At 42.5% G+C, this 23,923-nt stretch carries 29 protein-coding genes; 8 read left to right on the top strand and 21 right to left on the bottom strand.

Annotated elements, in window-relative coordinates:
- Window positions 1-145 precede the first annotated feature (145 nt).
- A complete protein-coding gene (locus C3Y98_RS05740) occupies window positions 146-1,558 on the top strand; it encodes a sensor domain-containing protein (protein ID WP_135277146.1) in 1,413 nt (470 codons plus the stop codon).
- A gap of 161 nt (window positions 1,559-1,719) precedes the next feature.
- Here the strand turns inward: C3Y98_RS05740 and C3Y98_RS05735 are convergent, their stop codons facing one another.
- From C3Y98_RS05735 to C3Y98_RS05680, 12 genes are all read right to left on the bottom strand, one after another.
- On the bottom strand, window positions 1,720-2,736 hold the full coding sequence (locus C3Y98_RS05735; protein WP_135277145.1) for an NADP-dependent oxidoreductase: 1,017 nt from the start codon (window positions 2,734-2,736) through the stop codon (window positions 1,720-1,722).
- A 25-nt stretch (window positions 2,737-2,761) separates the two neighbouring features.
- A complete protein-coding gene (locus C3Y98_RS05730; protein ID WP_135277144.1) occupies window positions 2,762-3,142 on the bottom strand; it encodes a hypothetical protein in 381 nt (126 codons plus the stop codon).
- A 9-nt stretch (window positions 3,143-3,151) separates the two neighbouring features.
- On the bottom strand, window positions 3,152-3,985 hold the full coding sequence (locus C3Y98_RS05725) for an oxidoreductase (protein ID WP_135277143.1): 834 nt from the start codon (window positions 3,983-3,985) through the stop codon (window positions 3,152-3,154).
- Between the two features lie 103 nt (window positions 3,986-4,088).
- A complete protein-coding gene (locus tag C3Y98_RS05720) occupies window positions 4,089-4,676 on the bottom strand; it encodes a TetR/AcrR family transcriptional regulator (protein WP_245234329.1) in 588 nt (195 codons plus the stop codon).
- Window positions 4,677-5,008: 332 nt separating this feature from the next.
- The gene (locus tag C3Y98_RS05715; protein ID WP_135277141.1) at window positions 5,009-5,611 is read right to left on the bottom strand and encodes a TetR/AcrR family transcriptional regulator; all 603 of its coding nucleotides are present in this window, start codon (window positions 5,609-5,611) and stop codon (window positions 5,009-5,011) included.
- Window positions 5,612-6,339: 728 nt separating this feature from the next.
- The gene (locus tag C3Y98_RS05710; RefSeq protein ID WP_135277140.1) at window positions 6,340-6,735 is read right to left on the bottom strand and encodes a hypothetical protein; all 396 of its coding nucleotides are present in this window, start codon (window positions 6,733-6,735) and stop codon (window positions 6,340-6,342) included.
- A 219-nt stretch (window positions 6,736-6,954) separates the two neighbouring features.
- Window positions 6,955-7,941 carry a vWA domain-containing protein gene (locus C3Y98_RS05705; protein ID WP_135277139.1) on the bottom strand — a complete coding sequence of 329 codons (987 nt, stop codon included), beginning with the start codon at window positions 7,939-7,941 and terminating at the stop codon, window positions 6,955-6,957.
- On the bottom strand, window positions 7,938-8,474 hold the full coding sequence (locus C3Y98_RS05700; RefSeq protein ID WP_135277138.1) for a hypothetical protein: 537 nt from the start codon (window positions 8,472-8,474) through the stop codon (window positions 7,938-7,940). Before C3Y98_RS05700 ends, C3Y98_RS05705 begins: the two co-directional genes overlap by 4 nt.
- Window positions 8,474-9,439, bottom strand: coding sequence for a vWA domain-containing protein (locus C3Y98_RS05695; protein WP_135277137.1), 966 nt, complete (start codon window positions 9,437-9,439; stop codon window positions 8,474-8,476). Before C3Y98_RS05695 ends, C3Y98_RS05700 begins: the two co-directional genes overlap by 1 nt.
- Window positions 9,440-10,348 (bottom strand): nonribosomal peptide synthetase MxaA, encoded by a 909-nt coding sequence (locus C3Y98_RS05690; protein WP_135277136.1) that lies wholly within the window; start codon window positions 10,346-10,348, stop codon window positions 9,440-9,442.
- Window positions 10,349-10,362: 14 nt separating this feature from the next.
- On the bottom strand, window positions 10,363-11,223 hold the full coding sequence (locus tag C3Y98_RS05685; protein ID WP_135277135.1) for a DUF58 domain-containing protein: 861 nt from the start codon (window positions 11,221-11,223) through the stop codon (window positions 10,363-10,365).
- Window positions 11,220-12,266: an AAA family ATPase gene (locus C3Y98_RS05680; RefSeq protein ID WP_135277134.1), complete on the bottom strand. Its 1,047-nt coding sequence runs from the start codon at window positions 12,264-12,266 to the stop codon at window positions 11,220-11,222. The genes C3Y98_RS05685 and C3Y98_RS05680 overlap by 4 nt, the downstream gene beginning before the upstream one ends.
- A gap of 183 nt (window positions 12,267-12,449) precedes the next feature.
- Between C3Y98_RS05680 and C3Y98_RS05675 the strand changes: the two genes are divergently transcribed.
- The 4 genes from C3Y98_RS05675 (at window position 12,450) to C3Y98_RS05660 (ending at window position 15,516) form a co-directional block, all read left to right on the top strand.
- A complete protein-coding gene (locus C3Y98_RS05675; RefSeq protein ID WP_135277133.1) occupies window positions 12,450-13,187 on the top strand; it encodes a hypothetical protein in 738 nt (245 codons plus the stop codon).
- Window positions 13,188-13,239: 52 nt separating this feature from the next.
- Window positions 13,240-13,794 carry a TetR/AcrR family transcriptional regulator gene (locus tag C3Y98_RS05670; protein ID WP_135277132.1) on the top strand — a complete coding sequence of 185 codons (555 nt, stop codon included), beginning with the start codon at window positions 13,240-13,242 and terminating at the stop codon, window positions 13,792-13,794.
- 225 nt (window positions 13,795-14,019) lie between these two features.
- On the top strand, window positions 14,020-14,292 hold the full coding sequence (locus C3Y98_RS05665) for an HU family DNA-binding protein (RefSeq protein ID WP_015832053.1): 273 nt from the start codon (window positions 14,020-14,022) through the stop codon (window positions 14,290-14,292).
- A gap of 279 nt (window positions 14,293-14,571) precedes the next feature.
- The gene (locus C3Y98_RS05660) at window positions 14,572-15,516 is read left to right on the top strand and encodes a DedA family protein/thiosulfate sulfurtransferase GlpE (RefSeq protein ID WP_135277131.1); all 945 of its coding nucleotides are present in this window, start codon (window positions 14,572-14,574) and stop codon (window positions 15,514-15,516) included.
- Window positions 15,517-15,555: 39 nt separating this feature from the next.
- Here C3Y98_RS05660 and C3Y98_RS05655 read toward each other — a convergent pair whose 3' ends face one another.
- The 5 genes from C3Y98_RS05655 to C3Y98_RS05635 form a co-directional block, all read right to left on the bottom strand.
- Complete coding sequence (locus C3Y98_RS05655) at window positions 15,556-16,791, bottom strand: MFS transporter (protein ID WP_135277130.1); 1,236 nt, start codon at window positions 16,789-16,791, stop codon at window positions 15,556-15,558.
- Window positions 16,792-16,798: 7 nt separating this feature from the next.
- Window positions 16,799-17,674: a pirin family protein gene (locus C3Y98_RS05650; RefSeq protein WP_135277129.1), complete on the bottom strand. Its 876-nt coding sequence runs from the start codon at window positions 17,672-17,674 to the stop codon at window positions 16,799-16,801.
- A 96-nt stretch (window positions 17,675-17,770) separates the two neighbouring features.
- Entirely contained in the window at window positions 17,771-18,337 is a 567-nt protein-coding gene (locus C3Y98_RS05645) for a YceI family protein (protein WP_135277128.1), read from the bottom strand.
- 34 nt (window positions 18,338-18,371) lie between these two features.
- Window positions 18,372-18,935 carry a YceI family protein gene (locus tag C3Y98_RS05640; protein ID WP_135277127.1) on the bottom strand — a complete coding sequence of 188 codons (564 nt, stop codon included), beginning with the start codon at window positions 18,933-18,935 and terminating at the stop codon, window positions 18,372-18,374.
- 21 nt (window positions 18,936-18,956) lie between these two features.
- On the bottom strand, window positions 18,957-19,496 hold the full coding sequence (locus tag C3Y98_RS05635) for a cytochrome b (protein WP_135277126.1): 540 nt from the start codon (window positions 19,494-19,496) through the stop codon (window positions 18,957-18,959).
- Between the two features lie 106 nt (window positions 19,497-19,602).
- Between C3Y98_RS05635 and C3Y98_RS05630 the strand changes: the two genes are divergently transcribed.
- The 3 genes from C3Y98_RS05630 to C3Y98_RS05620 all read left to right on the top strand — a co-directional run bounded on the left by C3Y98_RS05630 (window position 19,603) and on the right by C3Y98_RS05620 (window position 22,081).
- Window positions 19,603-20,520 (top strand): LysR family transcriptional regulator, encoded by a 918-nt coding sequence (locus C3Y98_RS05630; protein WP_135277125.1) that lies wholly within the window; start codon window positions 19,603-19,605, stop codon window positions 20,518-20,520.
- A gap of 265 nt (window positions 20,521-20,785) precedes the next feature.
- Window positions 20,786-21,070, top strand: a complete 285-nt coding sequence (locus C3Y98_RS05625) for a DUF5710 domain-containing protein (protein WP_135277124.1) — start codon at window positions 20,786-20,788, stop codon at window positions 21,068-21,070.
- A 111-nt stretch (window positions 21,071-21,181) separates the two neighbouring features.
- Window positions 21,182-22,081, top strand: coding sequence for a recombination-associated protein RdgC (locus tag C3Y98_RS05620; RefSeq protein ID WP_135277123.1), 900 nt, complete (start codon window positions 21,182-21,184; stop codon window positions 22,079-22,081).
- Between the two features lie 71 nt (window positions 22,082-22,152).
- Here C3Y98_RS05620 and C3Y98_RS05615 read toward each other — a convergent pair whose 3' ends face one another.
- From C3Y98_RS05615 to C3Y98_RS05600, 4 genes are all read right to left on the bottom strand, one after another.
- Window positions 22,153-22,329, bottom strand: a complete 177-nt coding sequence (locus C3Y98_RS05615; RefSeq protein ID WP_135277122.1) for a DUF1653 domain-containing protein — start codon at window positions 22,327-22,329, stop codon at window positions 22,153-22,155.
- A 94-nt stretch (window positions 22,330-22,423) separates the two neighbouring features.
- Entirely contained in the window at window positions 22,424-23,005 is a 582-nt protein-coding gene (locus C3Y98_RS05610) for a Yip1 family protein (protein WP_135277121.1), read from the bottom strand.
- A gap of 215 nt (window positions 23,006-23,220) precedes the next feature.
- Entirely contained in the window at window positions 23,221-23,550 is a 330-nt protein-coding gene (locus C3Y98_RS05605; RefSeq protein ID WP_135277120.1) for a Rieske (2Fe-2S) protein, read from the bottom strand.
- 11 nt (window positions 23,551-23,561) lie between these two features.
- Window positions 23,562-23,921: an iron-sulfur cluster assembly protein gene (locus C3Y98_RS05600; protein WP_135277119.1), complete on the bottom strand. Its 360-nt coding sequence runs from the start codon at window positions 23,919-23,921 to the stop codon at window positions 23,562-23,564.
- Window positions 23,922-23,923 lie beyond the last annotated feature (2 nt).

The raw sequence follows: 23,923 nt of genomic DNA, 5'->3' as shown, positions 1-23,923 counted from the left end.
AAGTGAACTAATGCTTTAGTTAGTGTGTGTATATTGGTACATAATTTGGTGGATATTGAGTGCTGTTAATTCTTTGGATTAATAGACACTACATAAAAATTTTGATATTTTACAATCCGTTTATTTAGTTTACCCAAAACCCACTATGACAGATGAAAATCAAGAGCAACGCCTCAGAAACATACTTTTTAATAGTTTAGATGCTTTTGTTGGGGTTGATCACAATGGACTTGTCACCGAGTGGAACCAACAAGCCGCTAATATTTTTGGTTGGAGCTATGATGAAGCCATCGGCCAAAATATGGCCGAAATCATTATTCCGGAGAGGCTAAGAGACGCGCATCAGCAAGGGATGCAGCGTTTTCTGCAAAGTGGTCACACTGAGATGCTAAATCGCCGTATTCAACTCGAAGCTAAAAGAAAAACCGGAGAAGAGTTTCCGATTGAAATGGCGATTACTTATATTTCGAATGCAGATACTCATGAGTTTTATGCATTTATACAAGATATTTCAAGCCGCAAAATTGAAGAGCAAAAATTGCGATTTTTGGCGTCTAACGACCCACTTACCGGGGTGCGCAATCGATCATACTTTAATACTAACTTGCCGGAGGCAATGGCAAGGAGTAGGCGTAGTGATAAAAGTTTAGCCTTGATGTATCTGGACATTGATCATTTTAAATCTATCAATGATTCTTTAGGGCATGAAGCAGGGGATTCACTTTTAAAAGAGTTTGCAACCAGGCTGAAAGCGACCTTGCGCGAAGCTGATATTGTTTCTCGCATCGGCGGTGATGAGTTTACTGTCATTATTGAAGGTGTTTATAGTGAAGAGGATGCTAGTAAAGTAGCAAGTAATATCATTCAGGAGTTAAACAAAGGTGGTTGGTTAGGCACTTCTGATCTTAAGATAACCACAAGTATAGGCATTGCCATCTATGATGGGCGTGCGATTGATGCGGACAAATTGGTGGCGCTCGCAGATAAAGCAATGTACAAAGCAAAGCACTCCGGACGCAATAATTTCAAATTATTGAGATTTGAGGATATTGAAACCTCAATTGAAGAAAAGTCTCATCCTAGAGACCCCGCAAGTATCATGAATACTCAAAATCTATTGAGCATTCAGCACAATTCGGGCGATAATTTTTTACAAAACACGTTATCTGCTTTGCGGCGACACCTTGATATGGACGTGGCATTTATTTCTCACTTTCATGATGGTGTTCGTGAGTTCAGATTTGTGGATTCAAAAGATTTGAATCCACCGATTGCGGTTGGTGGTAGCGGCTCACTTGAAGACAGCTACTGCCAGAGAGTGATTGATGGGCGTTTGCCTGAAATCATTAATGATGCTTTCGAACTGCCAGAAGCAATGAGTATGGAAGTTACCGCTTTGGTGCCTGTACGTGCGCATATGAGTGTGCCAATCAAGCTAAGCGACGGTAAAATTTATGGCACCTTTTGTTGCTTTAGTTATACACCAGACCAAACACTCAATGAGCGTGATATCTCAATTATGCATGTCTTTGCAGATTTAATAGCTCAGCATTTGTAGGGTTAACAGTCAGAGTCGTAGCACATAAGGTTTTTACTCCCTTAATGTGCAAATTAAGTGCCACTGCGTTATTTAACATAATATACATTATACGAAATTATAAACTAGCGCTTAAAGCAGGCGTAACGCGCGTTTGCTGCGCAAAATATGTAAGCATCAATTTATAAGGCATCGCTATCGTTAATTTTTACAACCACCTTACCTTTGGCTCGGCCTTCTTCGAGATACGCAAGTGCTTCTTTTGTTTGATTGAAAGGAAATACCTTATCTATTACTGGATGGATATGTCCTGAATCAAGTAGTTTGCCGATCTCTGTGAGTTGATGACCGTCAGGGTGCACGAACATGAATGAATACTCAATATCACGATTTTTGGCGTGGCGAATTATCTTGCTACTAATCAACCAGAACACGAGCTTCATCAAAGCGTTCATGCCTCTTGAACGTGCGAACGCAACATCTGGCGGGCCGATGAGTGATACTATTTTGCTCTTGGGTTTCAAAATTCGTAGTGACTTCTCGATTCCGTCGCCCCTAATGGTTCCTAGCACCAAATCATAACCTTGTAGCACATCTTCAAACTCTTGCTGTTTATAATCAACCACCTCATCTGCACCGAGGCGCTGGACGAGTCCCACATTAGCTGTGCTGGTTGTGGTGCCTACTTTTGCTCCGAGGTATTTTGCTAGCTGAATTGCGAACGTACCAATACCGCCAGCCCCGGCGGGGATAAATACCTTTTGCCCTGGCTGTAGATGTGCTCGCTCTTTGAGCGCTTGCCACGACGTGAGTGCAACCATCGGTATCGAAGCGGCTTGCACGAAGTCTAGGTTTTTCGGTTTGATTGCAGCAGCGCTCTCGGGCACAACAGCAAACTCAGCAAGTGCTCCGGTGCCAAGGTCAAATATGCTTGCAAAAATAGCATCGCCAAGCTTGAAGCGCGTCACACTATCCCCCACTCCCACCACGATACCCGACAAGTCGCTGCCCATTGTGACTGGTAGTTGTAACTTGATAATAGGCTTGAATGCACCTTTCGCAATCATGTAGTCGATGGGATTAAGACCGACGGCATAGACCTGAACAAGTATTTCGTTGGCCTTGATTACAGGCTTTGGAATGTTTGCAAACTCGATTTGTGCAGGCTTACCATAACGTTTCAAGACCAATGCTTTCATATTTTCATTCCCATTCATATGGTGTTTATTTTCCGCGTAGGCCGACATCAAGAAACGCCAGCACAAGAGCTACTTCGACAAAGGCAGCAGTCAGAATACCGCTAGTGGCATGTCCCGTAGCAAACTCATACACGCCGAGCAGTGCTAATATCGAGCATGCTGTGATGGTTCCAGAGATGAGCGCTGTACGGGTTGTTGAAAGTTCTGCATGTCTAACCATGAAAAACATCACAGCCAGACCGGTATACAGCGCTGCTATACGTCTTGCAACCAACCCTACCGAGGTGGTTAGTTCAATTCCCCAGCTTGTTAACATTTGAGTTGGTGCAAACATCAAATTGATAGCCAATACTACAAATAAGATTGAGCTAAAAACTGAAAGTCGATGAAATGATAAAAATTTCATGATGACTTCTTATGGTTGCCTAGCGATTATGTCGAGAGAGTCCAGTTTCAACTCTTTACGAATGCCCATATCAACTAATGCAGCAGGGGCAAATCTTCTAAGGAAACTGAGGCGACACGCTAATTTTCCGGCAGCATAACGTAGCTTAGGATGTTTGGCATTAGCCGCTTTCAAAACAACATTGGCGACGACTTTGGGATCGTCACCTCCAGCCACTGCGATTTTCATTAATTTGGCAAGAGCTTTTCGCGCAGTTGTATATTCGTCTAACTTGGCGTCAACTTCTTGCGTGTTTGCTTCAAAATGCGTATTGGTATACCCAGGCTCAACCACTGAAACACGGATGCCTCTTGTTCTTAATTCATGGTCTATAGATTCAGAAAACCCCTCGACAGCATGCTTAGTAGCGGCATAGGTTGCCATGTATGGCGCAGGTATTAGCCCAAGAATCGAGCCGATATTAATGATTCGGCCTTCGCCCTGTTTTCTCATATAAGGCACAACAGCACGCGTCATGCGGACGATGCCAAAAAAATTGGTATCAAAAATCATTTTAGTCTGTTCAATTGAGCTTTCTTCGGCCCCAGCTGGCGCTACACCGAAGCCTGCGTTATTAACCACTAGATCAATCCGACCCTCAATTTGCACTACTTCATTTAAGGCAGCGTCTATAGATTCTTCGCTATTTACATCTAGCGCAATCATCTTGTATGAGCGCTGGGAGGCTTGCGCTCCCTTACGACTCGTTCCGTAAACCTTATAACCAGAGTTTGCTAATAACTCTGCCGTGGCAGCGCCGATTCCTGATGATGCTCCTGTCACAATTGCGATCTTGCTTTTCATATTTATCTCCTTTTAATTCAGTTATAAAAACATGCTAAAAAATATGATAACCATCATATTTCTGGTCAAAAAAAAGCCAAAGTACTTAATAGGGAATTAATTATTATTTGGCATCATAGTGCTTTAAAGCTGCTTGGCGAAAAGTTTCACTAAGTTCAGGGTCCTCTACCGCACGGGCTAATAATAATGTTCCAACCATAGTGGATAACATAACAAGCGCCTTTTCATCCTTATTAGCTTGTTGGCCTGATAGGCGACTTTTAATAAGCGCTATCATTTCCTTGATACGGCAAGTTGAGGCTTTTCTTACCTCAGGAGCCTGGCGTGGCATTTCCGAACCTAAGGCTGCAAAAGAGCATCCTGTTTCAATGTTAGCCATATGCTCATTGGATAAATAAACCTGCATCAGGGCTTGCAATCCCTGATCACCAGGGACTTCAGCAAATATTCTTTTTGCAATAGCAATTGTTTCTTCCCCTGCATGATCTGCAGCTTCTGCGAGCATTGCATCACGGGATGCAAAATGTGCGTAAAAACCCCCATGTGTGAGGCCAGCTTCTTTCATGATATCGGCTACGCCAGTTCCATCATAACCGCTCCTGCGAATTGCCCTGGCTGCGGTTTCTACAATGCGCGTATGCGTGATTTCCTTACGGCTGGAAGCATTTGGTTTATTTGTATCTTTCTTCATGACGATCATCATATATGACAACCATCATAAAATGCAAATAAAATTTTTATTTAGTAGATGGGGGTGGTAATTTGAAAGGAAATTACTTATTCAAAGTGTTGCGTTTTTAACGCTATTCAATGTAATAAATCAGCTTAAAATTGATTTCCAACGAATAAAGTTAAATATGGTGCTTGTGGTTCGTTTAGAGGTACAGCATATTCCGAGACTGCCAAAAATACGAAGCAAATTATCAGCCATATTTTTGGGTTGGTTGATGTGTTTTCGTTTGTGCTGCCATTGTTTTAGGTCATAAAACTCAATGTATGTGTTGTAGCCTAGCCTATCCACACTTATTTCAGCATCAATTTAACCGTGACTAATGCATAGTCGGTAGACGTTTGTAATTCCGATTTGCTAACCCCATCTTTTGCACGCAATGCTAACCCATGCACAAAAGTCATGTAGAACTCAGCTAATGTTTGTGGGTTGGCTGAGCTGATTAATTGGCCGTCTGTCACTGCCTGTTTGAATCTTGTTTCTAATACACGCTTGTAGACGGTTCTTAGATTTTTAAGTCTATTCATGTGTTCAATATGCTCCGGAGAGCAATTGATGGCTGCAGTCATAATGAGGCAACTGCACGGGTTACTCTGGCTCGTGAATATCTCGACATTGCTGTAAAGCGAGTTTTTGATCGCATCGTAAATGGATGGGTGGTCGTTTAAAGCTTTTAGTGGCCCAGCTTTTAAGGTTTCAGCATAAAGATTTACCACCTCATTAAATAGCTTGTCCTTATTACCGAAGGCGGCATATACGCTAGGCGCTTTAGTGCCAATGGCGCTAATTATGTCCGTCATTGTTGTGCCTTCGTAGCCTTTTTCCCAAAAGATCAACATCGCTTTGTTGAGCGCAACATCTCTATCAAAAGTTCTTGGGCGACCTGCGGATGACATAGAAATTCCTTTTAAAACATTTAGTTGCAAATAATGTAACTTGGGTTATATAAATATACCAATAATGTAATGTATATTACATTATTGGATTTGGCAACTACAGCATCATGTTATGGATGTTTTAAGTGCGTAAATTACAAATTGGGAGCGTAATAGAGGGCAGTTTTAAAATAAGGTTTGCTTGGATTGAAAATCGCAGATGTAAGAAGTGTTGTATTGCATAGTAAGCTGATAATTTTGGCTTAGGGGCTCACCCCTACTTTGTATTAAGGCTAACATTGCTCTTTGGAAAGCGCTTTTTACTTGTATCTTGAGCTGATGTAGCTGCTGGTGAGGATTTCAGTTAGCTGATTTGATTAATATGCCTAGCTTTGATCTCGATTGAATAAGCCTTGGCGGCTGACTGAGATGTGATAAAAACTGGGTAAACGTACTTATACCCATATACCTTCTAATATAAACTCGGACAGCGTTGACTTAATAAATAATGGACAGCATTAGCGAGTTAATGCCGCCCATCATCAAGACTATTAATATTCGTATATTGAAATATATGTGTCTAAAAGCCAGGAAATCTTTTGGGAGACTATCGGCGTGATTTTTTTATAAAGCCCTAGGATACTATTTCTGCACAAAAAGTAATTTTCTGACATATGAGATTCTCCTAAGGCTTTGTGATTAAACTGATATTAAATTTATCTTTTTAAATGTACTTAGTGTGATATCTATTAGCGTTTGTCTATTGCATATTTAAGTAGTGTATACGCAATCCACATAAAACCAACAGAAGTAATTAAAAAGCTAAGTGCGCTGAAAATTTTCCACTTGGTTTTATCCCAAAAGTTAGTATCGAATGCAGCAATTGTAAAAATTGTAGGGTTGGTAAAGCCACCAATTGCGATACACCAGCAAGCGACTACAGGAAGTTCAATACCGGCACCATAAAAGCCTAATCCAAATAACGCCATCAATGCATAATCAACGTGTGCTCTTATAAGGGTTTTGTAGTCCACCACAAAGGCATCAACGCTTTTAATCGGAAACCATTTAGCAAATGTCATCAACCATGCAGATGTGATCAGTGCAGTGATACAAGCTACGGCTCCTATTAGTAATACTTCCATTTTATTCTCCTAAATTAATATTAAACTGCACATAAATAATACAGACAGGTCTGTACGTTTGCAACTAAAATTTACAGTTTTAAATACTTAAAGTATGAGGAATGTTTAACATTAAAATTGGTGACTCCAAGTGCCAGATGAAGTCACATGATAGATAATATGCATCTAAAAATTATTTACTAACCAACCAGTTACAATTGGCTTCTAATCCTTTTTATATCAATCGCGTTTGAATCTAAATGAAATCAAGTTGAGTGATATTAGATTGGGGATGTAAGTGGCAAGTAGCATGAGTAAGCCTAGGCTTAAGTAAAGCCACCGTATTTTGTAATCACTAATAAAACTAGCTGCGGGTTTTTGCCCCTGAACAAACTCATAAAATGCTGGGGTATCTGTCCCTTTTATATAGCTAGCATTGATATCACCAGATAGTTTCTTTAGATATTCATCTTCTAATTGAGATAAAAATCTATCATATTCTGCATATGCAACTGGTGGGTCTGGCTCATCTTGGCTAGGGTCAGAATAAGTGACGCTTACGGCACCAGAGTTGTTATTTTCACTAATCGGCCAATACCCTACTCTTTTATTGTTTGAGTTGAATCTTGGTACACCTATTTTGGAGGTTGCTCCAACGCCAATAAACGCTAGATTTTTACCCATTTGTATTCCACTTAAGTCTTGTTGAATTGTTACATTGACTCTAGGTGCTTCGTCACCATCTGTAAAAAATAACATTTGAGCGGGGACATTGAGCGAATCAAATACATTAGCGGCAGCGCGCACACCAAAGCTTAGGCGACTGTTGCCTTTCCAAGCCATTCGCCATTCAAGATGATCAATTGAATCGGTAATGGCGTCCAGGTTTTGGCACACCTCCAATGGGTTAAGTAATAATGCAACATTGTCAGAAGCAAAGATACCAATACTAAAATACGTGCCGCATGGCGATGTTTTAACGATATTTTTCATCAAATACCGCGTATACGCCAGCCGGCTGACTGGTTGATTGCTGATTTTTTCATCTTCAGCATTCATGCTTTGAGACACATCTGCCACCAATAGGTAGTTATGTACCTGCTGCTTTAATTGTATGGTTGGCATAAGGAGTGCCAACGCCATAAACATGATAGCTAACAGGTATAGCAATGTTTCGTAGTGACTTTTAATCAATAAAATTGATTTGTTCAAAATTGATGTATTCATGGCAGACCTATCGGTAAGTTACTCAATTCCATTGTTGATTGTTCCTTAGGCGCTGCATTCATGTTTTTTGCCATGATTGAATTGAGCAGGCTTAAATTAAACTTAGATGAGATATCCGTTGGTTCAATACGTAGTGATTGCTCATAGGCTATCTTGGCTTGTGTGTAAGCGTGCCTAGCCTCGTCTTGGTAAGTGCCGTCTTCGTTCACACGACGGATTAATCCAAAAGTGAACAGGTTGTTACCAATGTTGAAATGGATCTTGGCCTGATTGGCTAATGATGGAGATTGATCTAATAATTGGCTGTAAGTCTGTATCGCATGTTTGTAATCAGATTTATTGCCTTGATCATAAGCTGCGGTATATTTTTGCAAGTAAGGATAACTGTCATCAGTAATGACCTTCCCCGCAGTAATTTTCTTATTTAAGGCAGAGATAGTATGGCACTGATATGCCTCATAAATTGCCCCCACTAGACCTATCACCACTAACATCGTGAGTGCTAGGTTGCGATTTTTAATGTTTTTTGCCATTAATGTATCCTAAGGTTTTTAATCAATAAAATTAAAAGGCTCAGTACCATGGCTATTACAATCAGGTTGTTAGCATAATCATGGCCTGGAATAATAACGCTGTACTGGATGATGTTTTTTTCTTTAGCATTGATTTCACGCAGTGCAGACTCTAGGGTTGTTGGGTTGTCTGCCTCAAACGCTTTATATTTAATTTTTAGAGACTTGAAAAAGCGATCTAGGTTGATGGCATCGGGTGCCTGATCGTCGCTGTAGTTTGCATCATTGAAAATACTGATGTCATCAGGCTCACGCAATACAATCCAATAAAGATTTATTTTCTTGCCTATCAGTTGCTGCGATATTTTATATTTCACCCTTGGACTTAATTTGCCCGCACCGTCGGATAGCAAAATAACCGCGCGCGAACCTGAGCTTTGAATGTTGTCAAACAGAGTTACCCCTTGTGTAATACCTGCACCAATATTGGTTTGGTTCAAGGCAGGCCCTGTAGCTGCTTTAATTGCCCCATGTATCGCATCACGATTGGCAGTGATTTTCATGCCGTATAACGCGGAGTTTGTGAAGCCAACAACACCCATCATGTCGTCTGGGCGTGAATCAATAAACTCGGTAATTAAACGCCTCGCCGCCATGGACTTGATTTCGGCTGCTCTGCCACCAGATGCTTGGCCAGCAAAGGGGTGATCCATGCTTACGCTTCTATCAATCACCAACACAGTTTGCGCACCCTTGCCTATTTTTTGCTCATGCTTACTCTCTCCCTGTGGCGACGATAATGCCAACACGATGCAAACTATCAGTAGTGAAATCATTCCTTTAAGAATAAGGTTCGCAATTTCCGAGTATTTGTCTGTCGGTACAATCTCAATCCATGAGTAAAGTTGACCTTGGTGACTTTTTAAAATAAAGGGAATCGCTGCCAACGGTAATAACAGCAATGCCCATGGTTGCAGTAAAGTCATTTATGCGCCTCTCTCACAATCTCTTAAGCGCTTACTTAATTTAAGTAAATGACCAAAGTGCTGTTCTGAATACATGGCACTGCTTGCAAATAACAGTGCGTTTGATTGCTCAAAAAATGCGTAAATCTCATCTTTTAATTTGGAAAATTTTGGGTTTTTGTTGATGAATGGCTCGATGTCATCAGCAAAAAGGTTGGTACCGTGCGTCTTATTTAATGCTTGGTGAATGTAAATAGAAGCCTCTTTTAACCCTTCTAATGATTTAGGCGTTTTTCTGATACGGCGATAGGCCTGGGCAAACGCACCATTCATAAAAGGTAGCAAGTGGCCATCTGCATTGATATAGAAAAGACCTAATAGGCCGAATGTAAGTAAGGCTAAAAACGCACAGAGCTTAGTTTGGTGTGAGGTGATGTTTACAATTTCAGGATGATGTTGTGGATACATCATTTTTTTGGCATTTTCTATATTTTCTGGCACTAGAGCAGCATACCAAAATGTCCAAGCAGGAATTTCTGCCGCCAAAGGATTGGCGTTTGCGTTAAATTTCAAAATCTCTTTTGGCAATTGCATGCGTACTGGTTTACTTGCTACAGCGAAAACTTGATAAGAAAAGTTGATGGTGTACCTGTTTTTATCACCAGCTTTAGTGGCTGCCAATGTAATATCTTTTAACTCAATACCATCTGCACTTCTACCTTTTGCCGGCAGGTCAGTTTTAGATAGTGTGTAGGGTTGATTGACTTCTAGCGCTACACTGCGCTGTAACACATCGCCAATCTGCACCCCACTGTTGAATCGTGGATTCTGTACTTTAATAAGCTTTATATTGGGGCTCTGGGCGAATGCGATAGATGCATAGGATGCGACACCGAGTAACAATAGGAATTTAATAATGAATGTTTTCATAATGACTTAATTTTCTAACTCGATAATTGTTCAAAATATCGTGACAATAAATCCGGTTCAAACTTGTCACTTAAATAAATCGCCTGATAGTCAAACCTGGAAAATAAGGTCTCAAGCGCTTGTTTACGCATTTCGAATGCTGCGATAAATTGATTTTTAATCGACTCGCGGAAGAATATGGTTTTTTGCAAACCGGTTTCCGGGTCTATCATGTTGCCAAAACCAAATTTAGGTAGCTTTTGGTATTCACGTGCGTCCCACAGCACAATCGGCACAATATGATGTATGGACATGGCGCTAAGCGTCTGTTCCAACATTTCTAATGGCATATGAAAATCAGAAATCCAGAATACCAAGCCTTTATGCTGGCTTAAGTATTGCGGTACTTCTAAAATACCTTCGCATCCGACACGCATGGTGCTGATGTTAGATAGTTGCTCTATGGTTTCAAACGATTGCTGCACGTTATGGTTGAGGTTGTGCGAAATATCCTCTATCACCATTTGGTTGTAGCAAATCAAGCTAAACAAATCCCCTGCTTCATGCGCTGAGTAAGCAATTGAAGCTGCAATCTCCTTAGTCAGGTCCAGCTTTCTTACTGCGCCTTTAAATTGCATAGAGCTTGAAACGTCACAGATGGCAAATATTGGGGTAGTGTTATCCTGATTGAACACCCTTACCTGCACTTGTTCGTAAGGGTCTCTCAGGGTTTGGCGCATGTCCATCCGCCTAGGATCAGGGTAGTCAATGAGAGGAACGTTACCCTTGAACTCAAACCCTAAGCCGCGCTGCGTCCCCCTATGTCCACCGTAATGAATACTGCTGGACTTCCAAGGGATCTGGTAATGGAATGGTTTTGCGTATGCGGGAATCATGCAGCTTTTGCCTGAGATGGTACGGCAACCGTTGCCAATATTTGCGAGGTTAACTCACGCGCAAGCGCCGTTCTGCGGTTTTCATACATGGTATTGAACACCAGTCGATGAGCAATCAGCTCGTGAAAAACTGCATGGATATCTTCAGGGTACAGGCTGTCCCTATTCATTAACCAAGCATTGACACGGGCAGCCTTCAGCAACATCCCCATACCGCGTGGGCTTGCACCAGTATGGATTAATCTATTCACATCCACACTATCAAGTTTGATACCAAATTTTTCCGGGCTCTGTGTGGATTCCCATAAATCCAGCGCGTACTCTTCTAGTACATTACTGGACTTAATATGGCTTTGCAGTACATCAGAAAAAGCATTGAGCTGATCAAACTTAAGTACATTCGGTTCAACTTGTTTGGTTAAACTCTCAGCATGCTGGAACTTCACATCAAACATTAATGCTTTACGTAACTCCCTATCATCTGGAATGTTGATGGGTATTTCCATCATAAAACGATCTCTGGCTGCAGATGGAATTTCAAACGTTTCGTTTTTCTCAACCTGGTTTCTGTCTGCAAATACCACCATATGTGGTAAGCGGTACTCCTGTTTAAATGCAGTGATATGTCGCTCTGCCATCACGCGTAGCATCAAAGCGTGTACCTGTGGTCTTGCTCTATTGATTTCGTTAAAGAAGAAAACTGATAGGTTTTCACCAGCTTTTAACAGCGGACCTTCATCAATTTTTGGTTTGCCGTCTTCACCTAGGTAAGTGTGGTAAATCAGATCGTTAGGCATTAAATCTACCGTGCCCTCTATGCGCTCATAATCACCCCCTATGCATCTGGCGATAGATTGTAATAGCGTAGTTTTGCCAACGCCTACACCGCCTTCTAGCAAAACGTGGCCACGTGCAAATATGGCGATATTCATCAAGTGAATGGCTTTATCTTGCCCAACAATGACCTTTTTTACCTCGCTCTCTAGTTTTAATGCATGAGCGCGCCAATCTGCTAAATTTGTGTCAAAATTTGTAATCTGCATAATAATCCTATGTAAAATAATGTTTTAGGTGGAGCCCGGTGTTGCATTTTGTAATACGCTGAGTTAATATAAAGACAGGTCTGTTCACTTTTTTATAGTCTACTTTAAGCTTTCTAAAAAACGCAAGACATTTTTTGAGGTACTTTAATTTTGAGCCAGTTGCGTAATTTCTATGCGGGGAACATGAATGGTTGGCGTTTCCGTGAGCTACTCTCCTACTCGGCAATTAAAAACCGAGTTCAGAATATGCGCGGTGCGAATGCAGCAATTGTTAGGTTGCCTAAAACATTAAGCACCTGGAACTATGAGCGTATTTCCAAATGCGCGACTAATACAGGGAATGCGAGCTTATCTTTAGATGAAATCAATGCTGTTAGAGCATTAATTGAAGATGCGATTCGTCGATCAAGCATTAAAAATCATGCTGTATTTACCGATCAGCTGTTCTTTTTGACGATTGGTGCCATACAAATTGAATCCCAGACACATTCCAGTGACGCCTGGAAACTGCTCAACAAAACCATTGAAACGCATTTAAAACCAAAAAATGAGCGTCCATTGCTACTTATTGGCATGATGGTGACGGTTTTGCTTGTTGGCATGAGTGCCATGCAAATGACCAGTAAAAAAGGCAAGGTTAACCCTGTGCAATCACAAGGTGTATTTGTTGAGGTGTCGGCCAGTACGGCAGACCCAGTGACAATTAGCATGCTCCAACTGGCGTACGACAAAATGAAAAGCGGTACTTGCCAGCTGCCACAGGCCGCTATGTTGCCAGAACGTCAGAGACAAGCGTTTTTGGCCTTTGTTAACCAAGGAACAATTGATGTGAATAATGTGGAAAATCTAAGGCAGGCATTTGGCTATGTCAGCTGTTTATATCCGCAAGAGTTAATGCGCCCACTTACAACAGTGTTGTAACTAAATGAATTGTAATAACAAAACTTTTAATGAGTTTTGATAAAGGAACGATATGAAAACCAATGAAAAAATATTAACCGTAGCCACTATGCTATTTGATAGTAGAGGCATACAGGCTTCAGGTGTTGATACTATCATTGCCGAATCTGGCGTAGCAAAGGCTACGTTATATAAGCATTTTCCAAGCAAAAATCACTTGGTGATGGCTTATCTCAGAAGTAAATCAGATAAGTTTTATGAGTGGTTAAACACACGCCTTGTTTCTAAAAAGGCTAACTCAATTGATATTCTAGTGTCGCTGTGCGAACTGGTTGAAACCTGGATTACTACACCTGAGTTTCATGGCCTACCTTTCCATATTGCCTCTGTAGAGTTTCCTAGCCCTGAGCACCCAATCAACCAATATTCGGCTGTACTGGCCGCAGAGCTACAAGACTACCTAGCTAAAATCGCACAAACAGCTGGTGCACATGATGCCGTTGCACTTGGCCAACAATTAACCATTATCTTTGAAGGTGCTGCGCTGGTTGAAAGGTTAAACCCGGGCTCAGGTGCTGCTAGCAGAGCCAAAAGCGCCGCAATTGCACTGATTAACAGCTCGGTGTAACTGCCTCACTCCGCCTAAATTAACGACACTGCAGCCTAGCTGACAGTGTTTTCAGCGCGTCAACTGGGCTTCGGAGCAGGTTTTTTGCGCCAAGATGGCTAGAATTGTGCATTTATGCTGATAACTATGATTGATGGATTATGAATGTGTGCTAGGATGTAAATTCTCTGCAAGCCTTATGTAATCTGGCTTTAGAGTGCTATTAACCATATTATAGGAATTTATATGAACAAATCTGAATTGGTCGCAAAAGTAGCGGCTGAAGCTGGCGTAACGCAAGCTGACACAAATCGCGTATTAGATGCCATCATCAATACGGTTGGTGAAGCATTAAAAGCTGGGGACAACGTAGCTCTTGTTGGCTTCGGTACATTTCAAGTAACAAAAAAAGCGGCTCGTTCTGGCCGTAACCCTTCTACTGGCGCAACCATCCAAATTGCTGCACGCAATGCGCCTGTATTTAAAGCTGGTAAAACACTTAAAGATAAAGTTAACTAATTAACCTAACTACAAAAAGTAGGTTGTATTAGTTAAGCCCATGCTTAAAATCCCACAGCGCAAGGTCTTCAATGCTGTGGGAGTATCTTAAAATTAATAATGCTGCACCTTTCTTAAGTTGCTTACGTCTTAACCCACAGCAGGCAACGTTAGCTTAAGTAGGCACCTCCTAATCGCAATAAACGTTCAGCTAACTTTTGTCAGCACTAATAAGTGATGCAATAATTGATTGCACCTAGCAATCCTCCCGATTTTAGCTACTAATAAGACACCAAACACATGGATTTACTGCTTAATTTATTGCATCAGTATGGTTTACTGATTGTGTTCTTTAATGTTTTTTTAGAGCAGATTGGTTTACCGTTACCCGCATACCCTACGATACTGATTGCAAGTGCTATCAGTGTTAATCATGAAACCTCACTGGCGAACCTGATGTTGGTTGCCGTTATTGGTGCACTACTGGCCGATATGTTCTGGTATCTTGCGGGCCGCCGTTATGGGAAGAAAGTAATGGGCAAGCTTTGTCGAATCTCGCTTTCGCCAGACTCATGTGTAAAGCAAACTGAATCTATGTACCTTAAAATTGGCCCCTCTGCCCTGCTGTTTTGTAAGTTCGTCCCTGGTTTTGCTTCTATTTCCAGTGCGCTTGCTGGTGCGCTAGGTACTAAAACGTTTACTTTTATTGTATTTGATACTATTGGCGCAGCCGTCTGGGTAGGCTCAGCTATCTTACTAGGCTCAATGTTCAGCGCTTCTATTGATCAGCTGCTGTTAACGTTAGTTGAGATGGGCAAATGGGGTGCTTTAATAATTGCGTTCGCGTTTGTTCTATTTATAGCCAACAAATGGTGGGAGCGCTATCGTTTTCTTAAAGCGTTAAGGATGGCACGTATTAGCGTAGCAACATTGAATGAGATGCTAGAAAGCGGCAAACAGCCGGTTATTATTGATACCAGACCACCAAAATTAATCGAAGACGGATGGATACCTAGCGCAAGATTTGTCTCTACCGAGCAAATTGAGGCCATTCTGCCTGAAATAGATATCAGCGAAGATATCGTATTGTATTGCTCATGCCCTAACGAAGTTACCGCAGCCAAAGTGGCTAAAGCCTTTATGAATCATGGATATTTCAATGTGAGACCGCTTGCCGGAGGCATTGATGCATGGATTGAATCAGGATTTGCTGTTCATAAACCTGTAGATGGTGAGCAAAACTAGTAAGCTTGCCGTACCGTCCCTATTGCAATGTAATCCTGATTAAGATTCGCTGAGTGTGTTTTGTGCCGCCACTGCGCGGTCATGCATGACAATTTTTGATACGAATATAATCGCCAACACGTTCAATAAAACCGCAATATAGCCCGCATGCTCGTATCCTATAAACGCACCGCTTGTGTTCTGTGTAACAATAAACCCGCCCAAAGTAGTCGATAAGCCCATCGCTAACGATTGTACCGTTGAGTTCAGTGACATAAAGGTACCACGCAGTTTTGGCTGAGCAGCAGAAATAACTACCGTCATCGCAGGAATCATACGGCCAGAGACTAAAACGAAAAAAGCCGTGGTATAAAGCAACCAAGCCCACAAAGGCACCGGCCCTGATTGGGTAATTAATAGGATGGGCAAAGTTGCAGCTAACCCGACCAGTCTATACACCAGAACTTTCCCCGCATGGTCTGCCCATCGCCCAATTAGGCGCGCTGTAATCAGGGTGGCGGCTCCGCCCGCTAGATAGACCAACGGGATATCATGCTGCGAGATATTTACGTTGTTGACCGCGTAAACTGTCAAATAGGGAATCACAGTAAAGCTGGAGAAAATAATCAGTGCAGAAAAGGTGAGCGCCTTGATATGATTTTTATCACGCAACACGGTAAGCATTGGCGCAAATGGATGGCTGCGTTTGATGCTTAAATGTTGATCTATGGTTGGTAGTAGTCGATTAGCTGTGAATATAAACAGTGCTGTCACGACCGCTATCAAGAAAAATGGTGCACGCCATACGTAATGGGTCGCGATCCAGAGCGAAACTGGAACACCAGCTACTGTAGAGATGGAGAATGCGGTTGAAATAATACCATTCGCTTTGCCGCGGCGTTTAAACGGAATGAGATCGGCCACCATGGTTTGTACCATGGCTCCCATAATGCCTCCAAACACTCCGGACAGCCCTCTAAACAAAAGCAAGGCCGCATAGCTCGTTGCCATCCCGCAGGCCATTGTGGCGATGGCAAAGCAAACTGACATCATAATTAGCAGTTGCTTACGCTCAAAGCGATCAATAAACGCTGCGCCCAATAGCCCTGAAAATGCCGAACTAAAGCTATAAGCGGCAACTAACAAGCCAAACTCGTGCGTATTGATGCTAAATTCCTTCATCAACATGGGACCTAGCGGCATCATGATCATGAAGTCAAGAATATGGCTAAATTGAATACCTGCAAGCGTTAGCAATACGCTGCGCTCGTTGTTGGCGGATGTTACTGATGGCATAAGTTAATCATGGTCGTGGTGCAGGGCTTGTGAGCTGACCTGTTTGGTAATCGATAATGGCTTGGGCAATTTCATCTTGCGTGTTCATCACAAATGGGCCGTATTGCGCAACTGGCTCATACAGTGGTTTTGCTGCAACTAGTAAAAAGGCCGCAGGCTGATCAAGCGTGTTAATTGCTAAGTGGTCCCCATCAGAGAGTTCGCCTGCCACTTGTGGCATTAGCGTAACTTGGGATGTGCCTTGCTCTATGTTTACCCTGCCCTCGTATGCGTAGATAAATGCGGTATGCCCTAGTGGCACCGCATGTGCAAACGACGCCATGGCAGGTAAGCGAATATCCCAAAACAGTGGCTCGGTTGTGCCACCTTGAATTGGGCCGGCCAATGCTTGGCCTTCTATTTGGGCATTACCGGCAATCACTCTTATTTTCCCGCCGTTTGGTAAATCCATTTCAGGAATTTCTTCGGGGCGAATATCTCTGTATGCCGCGGCTTTCATTTTTTCTTTAGCTGGCAGGTTTAGCCATAACTGAAATCCACGCATACGGCCACTTTCTTGTTGCGGAATTTCCGAGTGAATGATGCCACGCCCTGCCGTCATCCATTGTGCACCGCCGCCCATTAACTGGCCTTGGTTGCCAAGGTGGTCGCGATGGAGCATGCTGCCATCAAGCATGTAGGTGACAGTTTCAAAGCCGCGGTGTGGATGATCAGGAAAGCCGGCAATATAGTCATCGGGGTTGCTTGATGAGAACTCATCCAACATCAGGAATGGATCAAGGCGAAAGGATGCTGTCTTGCCAATACTGCGGCTCAACCTCACCCCTGCCCCATCTGTAGTGGGGATAGACGTAATCAATTGCTGCAATGAGCGTGTTTTCATCAAAACATCCTTTTAGGCATTATTGCACCTGTGCAAACTGTACTGCCAATAAGCAGCGCCACGGCAAGCATCTATATGCCGTGGCGTCAAAGCTACTTATTGTTTAACGGCTTCAACTGGTAAGGTGATAGTGACTTCGTCACCAACGTAAGGCACATATTTGCTCATGTTGAAATCAGAGCGTTTTACTGTTGCAGTTGCGTTTGCGCCGCAAGCATCTTTTTTCAACATTGGGTGTGGCATGCACATAAATGATGTGACTGTCAGTGTTACTGGTTTGCTTACGCCTTTGAGCGTGAGTGTGCCATCTACAGATGCTAACTTATCACCATTGAAGTTTAATTTTTTTGAAGTGAAGTTAGCAACAGGAAACTTCTCAGTACTTAAGAAATCTTCACCTTGAATATGCTCATTAAATAGCGGATAGCCAGTATTTACTGAGGTTGTATCAATAGCGATATCCATAGAGCCGGTTTTTGCTTCTCGGTCTATCGTGATTTTTCCTGTTGTTTTGTCAAAGTGACTCAATTGTGTTGAGTATCCAAAATGGCTGTAAGAAAAGCGTGGAAACGTATGTGTGTTATCAATCACATAAGTTTCTGGTGCTGCCAGTGCTGTCGTTGAAAGGCTAGCTACAATAGCTAAAAGTGCGATACGTTTCATAGTGTTACTCCTGATGATAGTGATTTAAAAAAAGTTATTTGCTGGCATTAGCCAGAAAGTGGAAGTTAATTTGTATTTCGTTAGCAACGGTGCCGAAGTCTGCCCACATACCCTCGCCGATTGCAAATTCAGATCGTTTGAGTACAAAACTGCCATCAACCTTGGCTGTATTGCCTTGCGGGGTAAATGTGAATGGTGCCGTAATCATTTGTGTGCGCCCCTTAATCGTCATCTTGCCGCTGACTTCATATCGGTTTGCTGCCAGTTGTTTAACTGCGGTAGATGCAAACGTTGCCTTTGGGTATACCTTGGTGTTGAACCAGCTTTTGCCGGAGACCTCATCATTGGCTTCATCTGAGCCCGCATCAATACTTGCCAAATTAAGTTCAAAATCGACTTTTGCATTAGCCGGCTTGCTAGGGTCAAATGCCAACTGCGCATTGAATTTATTAAAACTGCCATCTACAGGCACGCCCATTTGTTTATACACAAAATGTAGTGAGCTTTTGTCATTTTGAATGCTGGTGAACTCTGTCGCCTGTGCTCCAGAAGCTAGCATCAAACCACCGATTACACTTGCCCATACTTTAATATTCATTTTGCAGACCTTTCATTTATCTTAACTAGCACGCCATGGCAACATGCGACGCAACACATCATCTTTATCCACTACATGGTGTTTGATGGCTGCACCTATATGCCCAACTAATATAGCTGCCATGCTGTAATTTAAAATCATGTGCACAGCTTCTAATGCATCACCTATCGCTTTGTCTTTAGATAACAGATCCGGAATTGGCAGCACGCCAAAGTAAACAGTTTGAAAACCTTTGGCTGAGCTCATTAACCAGCCGGATAATGGAATGGCAATCATTAAGAGATACAGCATGCCATGCCCAATATTCGCGCCAAGTTTGGTCATTTTAGACATCGTCCACGGCAAAGCTGGCGGACGATGCTTGAGCCGCCATGCGAGGCGCAACATCACTAATATGAAGGCTGTTACGCCAGCCCATTTATGCCATGCGTAAATTTGTAGCTTTAATGGAGAAAACTTAAGTTCATGCATATACAAACCAACGACAAATAGCGCGATTAATAGTATTGCCATCCCCCAATGGATAGCGATGGCAGTTAATGTGTAGCGAGCTTTTTGCATAGCAATGATTTGTAGTTAAATTGATATGACGCTATTAAACATTTTATTTATCAGATAAAAAAGTATAATATTTCGCTATTAATTATCTAAAAATTAGATTGATAGCATGCCTAACATCTCTCTCGAGCAGTGGCGCTCACTCATTACAGTGGTGGAAACTGGCGGGTATGCGCAAGCCGCGGAGAAACTTTACAAAAGCCAATCTGCAGTTACTTACGCTGTGCAAAAAATTGAATCCTTGCTGGCATTAAAAGCATTTGAGATTCAAGGACGTAAGGCGGTGCTAACGCCAACCGGGCAAATGCTGTATCGGCGTGCACTTGCGTTAGTGAATGAAGCAAACGACTTGGAGGCCGCAGCTAATAGGCTATCAGCAGGTTGGGAGGCGGTTATTCACCTCGCGGCCGAAATTCTATTCCCTACCCGACTACTACTGGATTGCCTTAATCAATTTGGTCTGGAAAGCCCGCACACGAGGGTGGAGTTGATTGAGTCGGTATTAGGTGGCACTTCAGATGCGCTATATAAAGGCGAAGCGGATTTGGCAATCTCCCCTAATATACCATCGGGGTTTTTAGGTGACCAAATCATGACGATACAGCTGATAGCAGTTGCACAGAGCGAACATCCGCTGCATCAGCTAAATCGTGTGTTAACTTACAGAGACCTGCAATCACACCGCCATATTGTGGTGCGGGATTCAGGCGCCAAGCGCGATAAGAACACGGCCACCATAGAAGTTAACCAACGCTGGACGGTAAGTAATATTGCAACCTCCATTGAAGCTTTAACCATGGGGTTTGGGTTTGCCTGGCTACCGGCTGCACATATCAAAGAGCAATTAAAATCTGGGCAGTTAAAAGCACTACCGCTGCGCGAAGGCGGTGTGCGTACATTGCCACTTTATTTAATATATGCGAGGCCAGATTTTGCAGGGCCAGGCGTTAGGCGGCTAGCAGAAATATTAATGCAGGCTGGCAAAGCAAGAGAAAGCCTGATGCAAGAAAATAGTGATATGGCTTAGTGTCAAATTCTTAATCCTGCCTAGGGAAGATGTTCTGCATGTATTTTTATCCTATATAAACTAATTGGATATTGGTATTATCTCGATTAGGTTAGAGAATGAATAAACAGCCATCATTAAAGCCATATCTAAAAATTGGGCTTCCATAACAGTTGCTCCGTAGTTCAGTGGATAGAGCATCTCCCTCCTAAGGGGACGTTTTTTAATCAACCAGCTTATGTCTAATAGGCAAATCAAATCAATTGGCAATAGAAACAGGATAAGCATGACAGCAACAAACATAGCACTTAAAGTACCGTTTAATGAAAAAGACCAAGCAAAAGCACTTGGCGCCAAGTGGGATGCGGAATCAAAACACTGGTACGTACCACAAGGTGTGAATGCAGAACCATTTGCAAAATGGTTTACAACAGGCGCAGCATCAACGCCAGCCAATACCTCTGCTCCAGCTAGTAAACAAGCAACTGCGCCTAGTCAATTACAGGATGATGATATTGATGCCATCAATGCAAGATTAAGAGAGGCATTTGAGGTAAGAGAGTTTGACTAGATTGAAAATCAATTGATATCCGGGGAGATGCCATCTTTATTTAAATAAAGATGGCATCTATAACAGCCCAAGTTCAGTATAATCGGCGCTTTTTTTCTGAGCGCTCTTTTCATGTGGTTTAAAAATACCTTTATCTATCGTCTCGTAGCAGACAGCACTATTACTCACGATCAGTTAGTTGAAAAGCTATCACTAAAGCCACTGTTGCCGTGTAGTGGACTAGATAAGCAGAGCCGTGGCTGGGTTGCATGCCACGGAGACAAGCTTGTGCACCATGCAAACAACCAACTGCTTTTCGCGTTAGGCGTAGAGCAAAAATTATTGCCAGCTACCATCATTAATCGATTTTTAAAAGAGCGCGTCATTGAGATTGAAGCGCAGCAAGGCTATAAAGTTGGCCGTAAAGAGAAAAAAGAACTCAAAGAAGCAGTTACCGAAGAACTGCTGCCTAGGGCTTTTGCACTGCAACGTACGACTTACGCATGGCTGGACCCTGTAAACGGCTATTTAGTGATTGATGCAGCTTCATCGTCTAAGGCGGAAGAGTTATTAGAGTTTTTTAATAAGTCGATTGAAGGTGTGCCGTTTAAACAGTTGCATACCAATGTATCTGCTGTGAGTGCCATGACTGATTGGCTGGCAAGCGGTAATGCACCATCAGGTTTCACGATAGACCGTGAGTTAGAACTGCGCGCCGCCGGTGAAAGCAAAGCCACGATTCGTTATGCGAACCATGCGCTAGAAGGCGATGAAATCATGAAACACATAGCCGCAGGCAAGCGTGTGACGCGTTTAGGCATGACTTGGAATGACAGAATATCTTTTGTACTAACCGAGCAAATGCAAATTAAACGGCTCGAATTTCTAGATATTATTAAAGAGGATTCAACAACCTTAGCAGAGGATGCTGATGAAATATTTGCGCTAGACTTCACCCTGATGACAGGTGAACTGGCTAAGATGCTGGCTGACTTAACCAATGCATTGGGTGGGGAAATTCCGCACAATTAGATTGTGTTGCACACGGTACTCAACCTGAATGGGTTGGGTACCGGTTGAAATGCTGGTCAATATCCAAAATACTAGTCGACTTGTGTAAATTTCACCATGAACTCAGCTTCATCTCTAACAAACACTTGCTCTGGTCGCTCAATCGGACAATACACTACCATTTTTGCACCATCTCGGCTGTTGGTGCAGTCTGTGGCGTGATGTAAGATTTTATAAAGGTTTAGGTTTTTATTATTACGCCAAAACATCTACTCATTACCCTTTTAACTCATTTTCAGCAAACATAAATGCATCAAGAGGCTCATTTAGAGCCTCTTGATGGTGTGAACGATACTACCGCAATTATAAGTTCTGCACGCTACCTAATACCACTAAGGTAACAATCATTAGCAGCGCCCAGCCAATAACACCTGCAGTTAATACAGCGCCAAACATCAAAATCGCATGACCGCGCTCTTTTATATGAAACACCGCAGGAACCCCATAATAGATAAATCCTACCGTGGCCATTAATGCCATGGTGAGCACTACTAGGTTAAACGTCATGTCAGGGACCAAAAGCACAATTGGCGCTAGCCATAAAGGAGTGGGTGCTACAGCTGCAAGCGTGAAGGCTTGATGATAGGTGGGGTGAATTTCTGCAACCTCCCCTAATTGGCGAATAATGAGACCCATCACCGGAACCGAAGCCAACTCAACAACGAACAGAATTGCTGCGACTAATAATAATTTCTGATTAGATAAAACCGGAAGTAAGTCTCCCGCGTATTTCCCCGCTGCACAGTAGATGAACAACGGGGGTATCAATGACATTGGAACTACATGCAGCAAATAAAGCCTGTGCATAGATAGCTTGCGCTGTACGAGATGCCGCCATCCTTTTGTTGGTACAAAAAACAACCAGAATAAATTTAAAAGACTCATGAAACTACCCTCCCAAAAAATTGGTCATTAGCTTATGTATCGTTATATCTAAATCTTGTGTTTACTTAACCTTATATTTATTTGACTTTGTTTTTACTTAAGCTTTGTTTTTACTTAGCTATGGTACTCATTGTAGAACTATTTATGCATTTATACATGACATTTAATTACAATTGTCTGAAGTAAGCTATTAAATCATTGATATATGCTTGTATCTAGGCAATATCCCACTGAAGTTCGGTATCCACTTCTAGCCATCCATTATTAATTCTGACTGGGTAGGTTCTTAAATTTTCATAGGCAGGCGCAGTGAGCGCCTCTCCAGTTACCAAAGAAAAGTGCGCCCCATGTAGCGGGCAAATGACTTCATCACGCTCAAGTTTTCCGGTTGATAATTCAGCCTCCTCGTGGCTACACAGGTTATCAATCGCATAGTAACGCCCATTAATGTTAAATACGGCAACCGATGCTTCGTCAGTCTTTACCACGCGGCAAGTGCCAGATTTAAAATCGTCTATTGCCGCCACATCTATCCAGTTACTCATATTTGTGCTCCTTATAGCATGCCAAGTTGTAATTTAGCCGCTTCACTCATACTGTCACGGCCCCACGGTGGATCCCATACCAACGTCACATCTACGCCGTTAACACCTGGCACACAAAGCAATTTTTCCCGCACGGTATCAGGAAAGGTTTGTGCTACTGGGCAATTGGGCGTGGTGAGTGTCATGGTGATATTGATGTGCCCAGATTCCGTGGCCTCTAATTGGTAAACCAAGCCTAGGTCGTATATGTTCACTGGAAGTTCTGGGTCATATATTGACTGCAACATCTCTCTTACCCGCACCAAAAGTGCTTCTTTGCTTGGTGCCGGGGCTTGCTGCTCATCTGCGAACTTTTTCCAATCAAACATCATAG

The organism is Methylotenera oryzisoli (genome assembly GCF_004661485.1).
In the GTDB taxonomy this organism is placed as follows: Bacteria; Pseudomonadota; Gammaproteobacteria; order Burkholderiales; family Methylophilaceae; genus Methylotenera; species Methylotenera oryzisoli.
This window is presented reverse-complemented; position numbering and strand designations above follow the sequence as displayed.

Coding starts and splice junctions, on each gene's coding strand:
- C3Y98_RS05740 (WP_135277146.1), top strand. CDS start 146: ATGACAGATGAAAATCAAGAGCAACGCCTCAGAAACATACTTTTTAAT.
- C3Y98_RS05735 (WP_135277145.1), bottom strand. CDS start 2,736: ATGAAAGCATTGGTCTTGAAACGTTATGGTAAGCCTGCACAAATCGAG.
- C3Y98_RS05730 (WP_135277144.1), bottom strand. CDS start 3,142: ATGAAATTTTTATCATTTCATCGACTTTCAGTTTTTAGCTCAATCTTA.
- C3Y98_RS05725 (WP_135277143.1), bottom strand. CDS start 3,985: ATGAAAAGCAAGATCGCAATTGTGACAGGAGCATCATCAGGAATCGGC.
- C3Y98_RS05720 (WP_245234329.1), bottom strand. CDS start 4,676: ATGAAGAAAGATACAAATAAACCAAATGCTTCCAGCCGTAAGGAAATC.
- C3Y98_RS05715 (WP_135277141.1), bottom strand. CDS start 5,611: ATGTCATCCGCAGGTCGCCCAAGAACTTTTGATAGAGATGTTGCGCTC.
- C3Y98_RS05710 (WP_135277140.1), bottom strand. CDS start 6,735: ATGGAAGTATTACTAATAGGAGCCGTAGCTTGTATCACTGCACTGATC.
- C3Y98_RS05705 (WP_135277139.1), bottom strand. CDS start 7,941: ATGAATACATCAATTTTGAACAAATCAATTTTATTGATTAAAAGTCAC.
- C3Y98_RS05700 (WP_135277138.1), bottom strand. CDS start 8,474: ATGGCAAAAAACATTAAAAATCGCAACCTAGCACTCACGATGTTAGTG.
- C3Y98_RS05695 (WP_135277137.1), bottom strand. CDS start 9,439: ATGACTTTACTGCAACCATGGGCATTGCTGTTATTACCGTTGGCAGCG.
- C3Y98_RS05690 (WP_135277136.1), bottom strand. CDS start 10,348: ATGAAAACATTCATTATTAAATTCCTATTGTTACTCGGTGTCGCATCC.
- C3Y98_RS05685 (WP_135277135.1), bottom strand. CDS start 11,223: ATGATTCCCGCATACGCAAAACCATTCCATTACCAGATCCCTTGGAAG.
- C3Y98_RS05680 (WP_135277134.1), bottom strand. CDS start 12,266: ATGCAGATTACAAATTTTGACACAAATTTAGCAGATTGGCGCGCTCAT.
- C3Y98_RS05675 (WP_135277133.1), top strand. CDS start 12,450: ATGAATGGTTGGCGTTTCCGTGAGCTACTCTCCTACTCGGCAATTAAA.
- C3Y98_RS05670 (WP_135277132.1), top strand. CDS start 13,240: ATGAAAACCAATGAAAAAATATTAACCGTAGCCACTATGCTATTTGAT.
- C3Y98_RS05665 (WP_015832053.1), top strand. CDS start 14,020: ATGAACAAATCTGAATTGGTCGCAAAAGTAGCGGCTGAAGCTGGCGTA.
- C3Y98_RS05660 (WP_135277131.1), top strand. CDS start 14,572: ATGGATTTACTGCTTAATTTATTGCATCAGTATGGTTTACTGATTGTG.
- C3Y98_RS05655 (WP_135277130.1), bottom strand. CDS start 16,791: ATGCCATCAGTAACATCCGCCAACAACGAGCGCAGCGTATTGCTAACG.
- C3Y98_RS05650 (WP_135277129.1), bottom strand. CDS start 17,674: ATGAAAACACGCTCATTGCAGCAATTGATTACGTCTATCCCCACTACA.
- C3Y98_RS05645 (WP_135277128.1), bottom strand. CDS start 18,337: ATGAAACGTATCGCACTTTTAGCTATTGTAGCTAGCCTTTCAACGACA.
- C3Y98_RS05640 (WP_135277127.1), bottom strand. CDS start 18,935: ATGAATATTAAAGTATGGGCAAGTGTAATCGGTGGTTTGATGCTAGCT.
- C3Y98_RS05635 (WP_135277126.1), bottom strand. CDS start 19,496: ATGCAAAAAGCTCGCTACACATTAACTGCCATCGCTATCCATTGGGGG.
- C3Y98_RS05630 (WP_135277125.1), top strand. CDS start 19,603: ATGCCTAACATCTCTCTCGAGCAGTGGCGCTCACTCATTACAGTGGTG.
- C3Y98_RS05625 (WP_135277124.1), top strand. CDS start 20,786: ATGACAGCAACAAACATAGCACTTAAAGTACCGTTTAATGAAAAAGAC.
- C3Y98_RS05620 (WP_135277123.1), top strand. CDS start 21,182: ATGTGGTTTAAAAATACCTTTATCTATCGTCTCGTAGCAGACAGCACT.
- C3Y98_RS05615 (WP_135277122.1), bottom strand. CDS start 22,329: ATGTTTTGGCGTAATAATAAAAACCTAAACCTTTATAAAATCTTACAT.
- C3Y98_RS05610 (WP_135277121.1), bottom strand. CDS start 23,005: ATGAGTCTTTTAAATTTATTCTGGTTGTTTTTTGTACCAACAAAAGGA.
- C3Y98_RS05605 (WP_135277120.1), bottom strand. CDS start 23,550: ATGAGTAACTGGATAGATGTGGCGGCAATAGACGATTTTAAATCTGGC.
- C3Y98_RS05600 (WP_135277119.1), bottom strand. CDS start 23,921: ATGATGTTTGATTGGAAAAAGTTCGCAGATGAGCAGCAAGCCCCGGCA.